Origin of the sequence: Flavihumibacter sp. CACIAM 22H1 (assembly GCF_001601815.1) — a bacterium.
Classification (GTDB): Bacteria; Bacteroidota; Bacteroidia; order Chitinophagales; family Chitinophagaceae; genus Flavihumibacter.
On sequence record NZ_LUKG01000055.1, the window covers coordinates 1 to 5,390 of the forward strand.

General features: G+C 42.9%; 6 protein-coding genes. 2 read left to right on the forward strand and 4 right to left on the reverse strand.

From position 1 onward, the window contains the following. The 4 genes from A1D16_RS14460 to A1D16_RS14475 form a co-directional block, all read right to left on the reverse strand. On the reverse strand, window positions 1-757 hold a 757-nt coding region (locus tag A1D16_RS14460), incomplete at its 3' end, for a hypothetical protein (RefSeq protein WP_290710729.1). Window positions 758-782: 25 nt separating this feature from the next. After that, window positions 783-1,328 carry a hypothetical protein gene (locus A1D16_RS14465; RefSeq protein WP_290710731.1) on the reverse strand — a complete coding sequence of 182 codons (546 nt, stop codon included), beginning with the start codon at window positions 1,326-1,328 and terminating at the stop codon, window positions 783-785. Between the two features lie 19 nt (window positions 1,329-1,347). After that, window positions 1,348-3,330 carry a T9SS type A sorting domain-containing protein gene (locus A1D16_RS14470; protein ID WP_290710733.1) on the reverse strand — a complete coding sequence of 661 codons (1,983 nt, stop codon included), beginning with the start codon at window positions 3,328-3,330 and terminating at the stop codon, window positions 1,348-1,350. A 433-nt stretch (window positions 3,331-3,763) separates the two neighbouring features. Continuing rightward, the gene (locus A1D16_RS14475) at window positions 3,764-3,973 is read right to left on the reverse strand and encodes a hypothetical protein (protein ID WP_290710736.1); all 210 of its coding nucleotides are present in this window, start codon (window positions 3,971-3,973) and stop codon (window positions 3,764-3,766) included. Between the two features lie 137 nt (window positions 3,974-4,110). Between A1D16_RS14475 and A1D16_RS14480 the strand changes: the two genes are divergently transcribed. Then, window positions 4,111-4,680 (forward strand): sigma-70 family RNA polymerase sigma factor, encoded by a 570-nt coding sequence (locus A1D16_RS14480; RefSeq protein ID WP_290710738.1) that lies wholly within the window; start codon window positions 4,111-4,113, stop codon window positions 4,678-4,680. Further along, window positions 4,677-5,390 (forward strand): serine protease (locus A1D16_RS14485; protein WP_290710740.1); only part of this gene is annotated, 714 nt, incomplete at its 3' end. The genes A1D16_RS14480 and A1D16_RS14485, both read left to right, overlap by 4 nt.

A 5,390-nucleotide genomic window follows, 5' to 3' on the forward strand; every position in this document is an offset into this window, starting at 1 on the left:
CAATCGTGGGGTTGGGATAAGTACCAGACAGATCACCACCCGCTGTGCCACTTACAGGCAACGAACTGGGAATTACCCCCGGGGCCAGTTTGGCCGCCGTAATAGCGCCGTCTGCTACTTTATCAGTAGTAATTGCATTGGTGGAAATAGTGGGATTGGGGTAGGTACCTGTCAGATCACCACCCGCTGTACCATTTATTGGAAGAGCGCTGGGAATTACTCCAGCAGCCAGTTTATCGGCAGTAATAGTACCGGCAGCAATTTTTGCACCTGTCACCGCTCCGTCTTTAATACTAGGATTGGGGAAATTTCCTGCTAAATCACCACCCGCTGCTCCAACCGGGTTGGCAGAATCAGCGCGGAACGCGAAGGGAACACTTGTTAAGGGGCTGGTACCGAGTGAAGTAAATTGAGTACCACCTTTAGGGTCCATTTCCACCTGCAGGAACTTATTGGTTGATGCCGACCAACTAACCCCCGTTAAAGATCCAGAAACGGAACTGGCCCCTTCTCCACCAATAGCAGTAGAAAAAAGCCCAAATTGGTTGGTGGTTACCGACCTTGTTTCCTGGTACAAAATAGCTCCGGAAGCACTTGCATCCCGAATGGTCAGACGCAGGGTAATGGTTTGATTGGATAAGGCTGTGCCGTAATTGTTTCTGGCAATACCCTGGTAATTAATCTGTTTTGGCACCTGTGCCATCAGGGAACTGCACAAAAACAGGCCTACCATAAATGGCATAACTTGTTTTATCATGGAATTGGATTTTTCGGTTATTGGGTTAATTGAGCTTGATTATTTTATAAGATCCTTTTTTGACCTGGTTTCCGGTTACAGGTTCGAGTTCAACATATAAGAAATAATTTCCTCCGGCTAGTTTTGTCATATTAATGGTTTGCGTATACCCATATCCATAATAATGAAAGCCAGATTGGGTAAGGCGCACACCACGCTCGTCATATAACATACAACGCATATAGCCGGCCTGTCTTCCGGAAATCTGCACCTGCAATAAGGAACGCACGGGGTTCGGTAGAATTTTGATTTCACCCGGGGCAAAAGAAGGGTCTGTTGCAAGGATCAGCTGCCTGCCAAGATCGGGCTGCAATAAACCCTGCGTCACCAACAGGGCTTTGTTTTCAGAAAGGCGGGTGTCGATTCGAACCAATTCACCAACACTCCATTCAATAACCATTTTATCATTGCTAAAACTGCCACCGGCAGTATTAACGGCCGAACTGTGAGCATCCTGGCAAATGGATAGTTGCGAAATAAGCAGGCACCCGCAAGCAGCCACCATTGGTTTTAAAAACTTGGCGTAAAACATAGTTTGGATTTCGATGGGTCTATTTTTTGCGACTCAAAACCATCTTCTGAGTCATAAGCTTTCCGTCCGCCTGGACCTGAACATGATACATTCCGTTACTCCACTGTTCAAAATCATCTAACTCAATCGTATTGGTTCCAGCCACCAGGTAAACCGGGTTCGATTTCATTAACGCACCAACTGTGTTAAAAATTTTAATTGTACCCAATTGATTTTTTGAAACTACGATCGTAAGCTTCGTAGATGTACGAACCGGGTTAGGGAGAATAACAAAACCATCCTTGATTTTTTCCGATAACGAAAGACGAATGGTATTTGAATAGCCAGTGGAACCATCCGTACGGATGATTTTAATCCGGTAATATACAGAAGAACTATTTAAATTATATAAATCATCAGTTATTTTATATTCAACATATCCTGACAATTTACTACTATTCAATCTTTTAATTTCATCAAAATTTTTACCATCAGAAGCTCGCTCCAGTACCATTTCTCGGATGGTTTCATTGGGCGACAATCCTATATCCAATTTCGCGGATGAACCAACTAAGGCGCCTTTTAGATTATTCCGAACCATCGGAAGTACGCCGCAACCAGGCGTTTCCAGGACCTGCACCGTGTCCTGAGAATAAACATTACACCCATTTAATAATTGTTGACGAACGATATAAGAACCTGGTTGATCAACAGTTATGCTAACACCCACAGTATCCCCAACAATGTTTCCATCCGGACTGTACCAGGTGTATACGGAAGAAGGCAGGGGATTGATTACACTAAGGGTACTGACGGTTTCGTCCCCACAAATCATGGGCACATCGGCATAGGCATCAGTAGATTCAAAATTGAAAAAATCAAAGGGCCCAATAAAGTCTTTTAATTCAGCGGTAAATGATGCAGAAGATCTGGTTTTCACTAATATACGTCTAAATGGAATATCACATTGGCTTCCTCCCCCCAATAGGTTAATGGGGTCTAAGCCCAGGGTACCCATATTTACAGAGAACTCCAGGAACTGATTTGCATCATAGGTATCCTGTATAGAATCATCTCTTCTGATCACTTTGAAAGGGCCGCCCCAGGTGGCTATATTATTCTGCAGGCCGGTATAAAAATAGTTTCCCGTTTTAGGCCGGATACCTGCATACCCGTATGTGGCGCCAGAATTTACTCCGTCAAAAGTTCCGTCCCAATTAAAATTTGGACTGTTAATGAGCAGGGCATCCCGATGTACCCAAATACGGGCCACCAGGTCCTGCAAACCACTTCCGCCAAATTCAGCAGAAAAGATTACATCCCCTGGAATTGTTACGGCCCCGGTACCAGGGTCAAACTGCCAGCTTGTATGGCCAGCATCCGGTCCAAAACCCGTAAACCGCTGGGTAGACCGGTTGTAAAATATATTGGTTTGGTACAATTCGAAATCGAAATAACGACTACCGGAAGTGGCATCAATGGCAATACCTCCTATAAAGAATAAGGAGTCGGCCACAGTATGAAAACTGGAACTACCCGCTCTCCGTACGTGAACCATAATATCCAGGATATCGTTCTTTTGGGGAATATTACCGTCAATTGCTCCGGTCCAGTTACCCGGACTGCCCCCGTTTTTATTCGACATAGCAAATACCGTGGAATCGGATCCATGGTAATCCCGGATATACACTGCATCGATCAACCGACGGTTATCCAGGATACTAAATGCCGGGTAACGCATTGTGCGAAAAAACGGGAGGCGGCGGAAAGCGATATCCGTTGCATACCGACTTACCATATAGGACGCACCCGAAGTATCGATCACAAATCGTTGTGTGCCGGTGTTTGAATTGCTAAACCAATCATGTGCCAGGGTTGAGGGAGCCGGAGCTGTTCCAAGAAATGAAGATCTTAATTCTCCGTCCACTCCAAAACTGGCTTTAAAAGCGGCAGTGGTAATTTGTGCATTCACCTGTGCTATCCAAATTAATTGAACAGCTAACAGAAATAGTAGCTTTTTCATAGTTAGAGGATTAAAGGATAGAAAGAATCGGATACCAGCTATCAGCTAAGTATACCGATCAGAAAAAGCGCCTATTTTTCGGTTAAATGACGGGGAGAAAAGGTCTTTGAAACAGCAAGCAGTGCTGCCGGTAAGTACAGTTGTTTTCATAAGTGGACATTTTTGGACAAAGGATCTGGATTACTAAACAACGACAAACTAAATAATATATTCTATATAAACTACCCAAAAACCATTAAATTATAACATTTAGTACATTTTCAGACAAGTGCACGTAGATCTCCAATTTTTTACCGAAAAGTTTCCGAATGGTATAATTACTAATATAAAAAAAGGTCGATACCAATTGGTAACGACCTCTTTTGCAATCTGTTAAAGAATGCCATCCTGAGAACAGGACGGCCTCTAACGATTGCTTGCCATATAAAAATTCTTATTTTTTCAGAGAATCAACGGCGGCTTTAGCGCTATCAGTTACTGCAGAAGCAGTAGAATCGATAGAAGCTTTTGCGCTGTCAGCAGCAGCTTCAACATTTGCTACAGTAGAATCAATTGTAGCTTCAGCAGCTTCAGTAGAAGTTTCAGCAGCATTGTTACAAGCAGCGAAAGCAGCGATAGCCAGTACGAACAGGAGCTTTTTCATTAGTTCTTCGTTTTGTTTTTGAATGAATGATTTGACATTTATACGTGAATTAGAAAAAGGTAACCTGCTGTTTTAAAAAAAAATCAAGATTTTTTTCAGGGTTACTATTTGTTATTTTGAGTATTAAATGAGGAACTGTGACTTTTGACCCGATAGAAAAAGCTTTATTGGAAGGTTTGGCCAGGAACGATCGGCAGGCAACAACTACCATCTATAAGGAACATTATGGAATGATCCAGACGATGATCATTAATAATAATGGTTCTGCAGATGATGCCCGCGATATTTTCCAGGAAGCGATGGTAGTATTGTACGAAAAGGCAAAATCGGGGCAATTTGAGCTGAGCTGTCAACTTAAAACATATATATATTCAGTATGTAGAAGGTTATGGCTCAAGAGATTAAGTCAGATTCAAAAATTTGTACCCGAACTCGATGGTGAAAATGCCTGGATTTCTGTAGAGGAAGATATGGAGCAACATGAGCAGCAAAATCATGCATTTCATCAGATGGAAAAAGCAATGAACAGCCTGGGTGAGCCATGTAGAAGTCTCCTGGATGCATTTTACCTGCAAAAAAAGACCATGGTTGAAATTGCCAGTGCATTTGGTTATACCAATGCCGATAATGCAAAAACACAGAAGTATAAATGCCTTACCCGGTTGAAAAAAATATTCTTTGCCCACTATAAAACCCTGGATGTATGAGAGAGGATTTGCAATTATTGGAAGCAATAGAACGTTACCTGAACCACGAAATGAGCCAGGAAGAGCGGACGCAATTCGAACAATTGCGTGGTTCTAACCCTGATATCGACCAATTAGTGGTTGAACAGCAGCATTTCCTTCACCAGATGAAGGAGTTTGGAGATACCAGGCAGTTCAAGGCATCGCTGCAGGAAGTACACAATAACTTATTGAATTCCGGTGCTATTAAGCCCGCCACGCCAGCGGTTAAAGTAGTTTCATTGGTGCATAAATATAAAAAAGTGCTGACGCTTGCAGCGTCCATTGCAGGCATTACCGCCCTGGCCATCTCCGGCCTGGTTACCTATCTTACGCCCAAAAGCAATCCTTCCGAAATTGCCCAGTTGAAAAAAGAAATCAACACGGTTAAGATAAGTCAAAAACAGGCGCAGAACGAGATCAACACGCTAAAACACACGCCATCTAACCGCCCGGCTATTCCTGGAAAATTCGGTGGTACCGGTTTTTTAATTGATGGAAAAGGGTTCCTGGTAACCTCCGCTCATGTGGTGGCAAAAGCTGATTCCATTTATATTGTAAATACCCGGGGAGAATATTTTAAAGCAAAAACCCTCCATGTCAACGATCATACTGATATCGCCATTCTAAAAATTGTTGATCCAAGGTTTGAACCGGTTCGTCACCTGCCGTATGGAATAAAAAAATCAAAG

What these genes read in the sequence shown, in the direction of transcription:
- A1D16_RS14475 (WP_290710736.1), bottom strand. Translation starts at nt 3,973, where the DNA reads ATGAAAAAGCTCCTGTTCGTACTGGCTATCGCTGCTTTCGCTGCTTGT.
- A1D16_RS14470 (WP_290710733.1), bottom strand. Translation starts at nt 3,330, where the DNA reads ATGAAAAAGCTACTATTTCTGTTAGCTGTTCAATTAATTTGGATAGCA.
- A1D16_RS14465 (WP_290710731.1), bottom strand. Translation starts at nt 1,328, where the DNA reads ATGTTTTACGCCAAGTTTTTAAAACCAATGGTGGCTGCTTGCGGGTGC.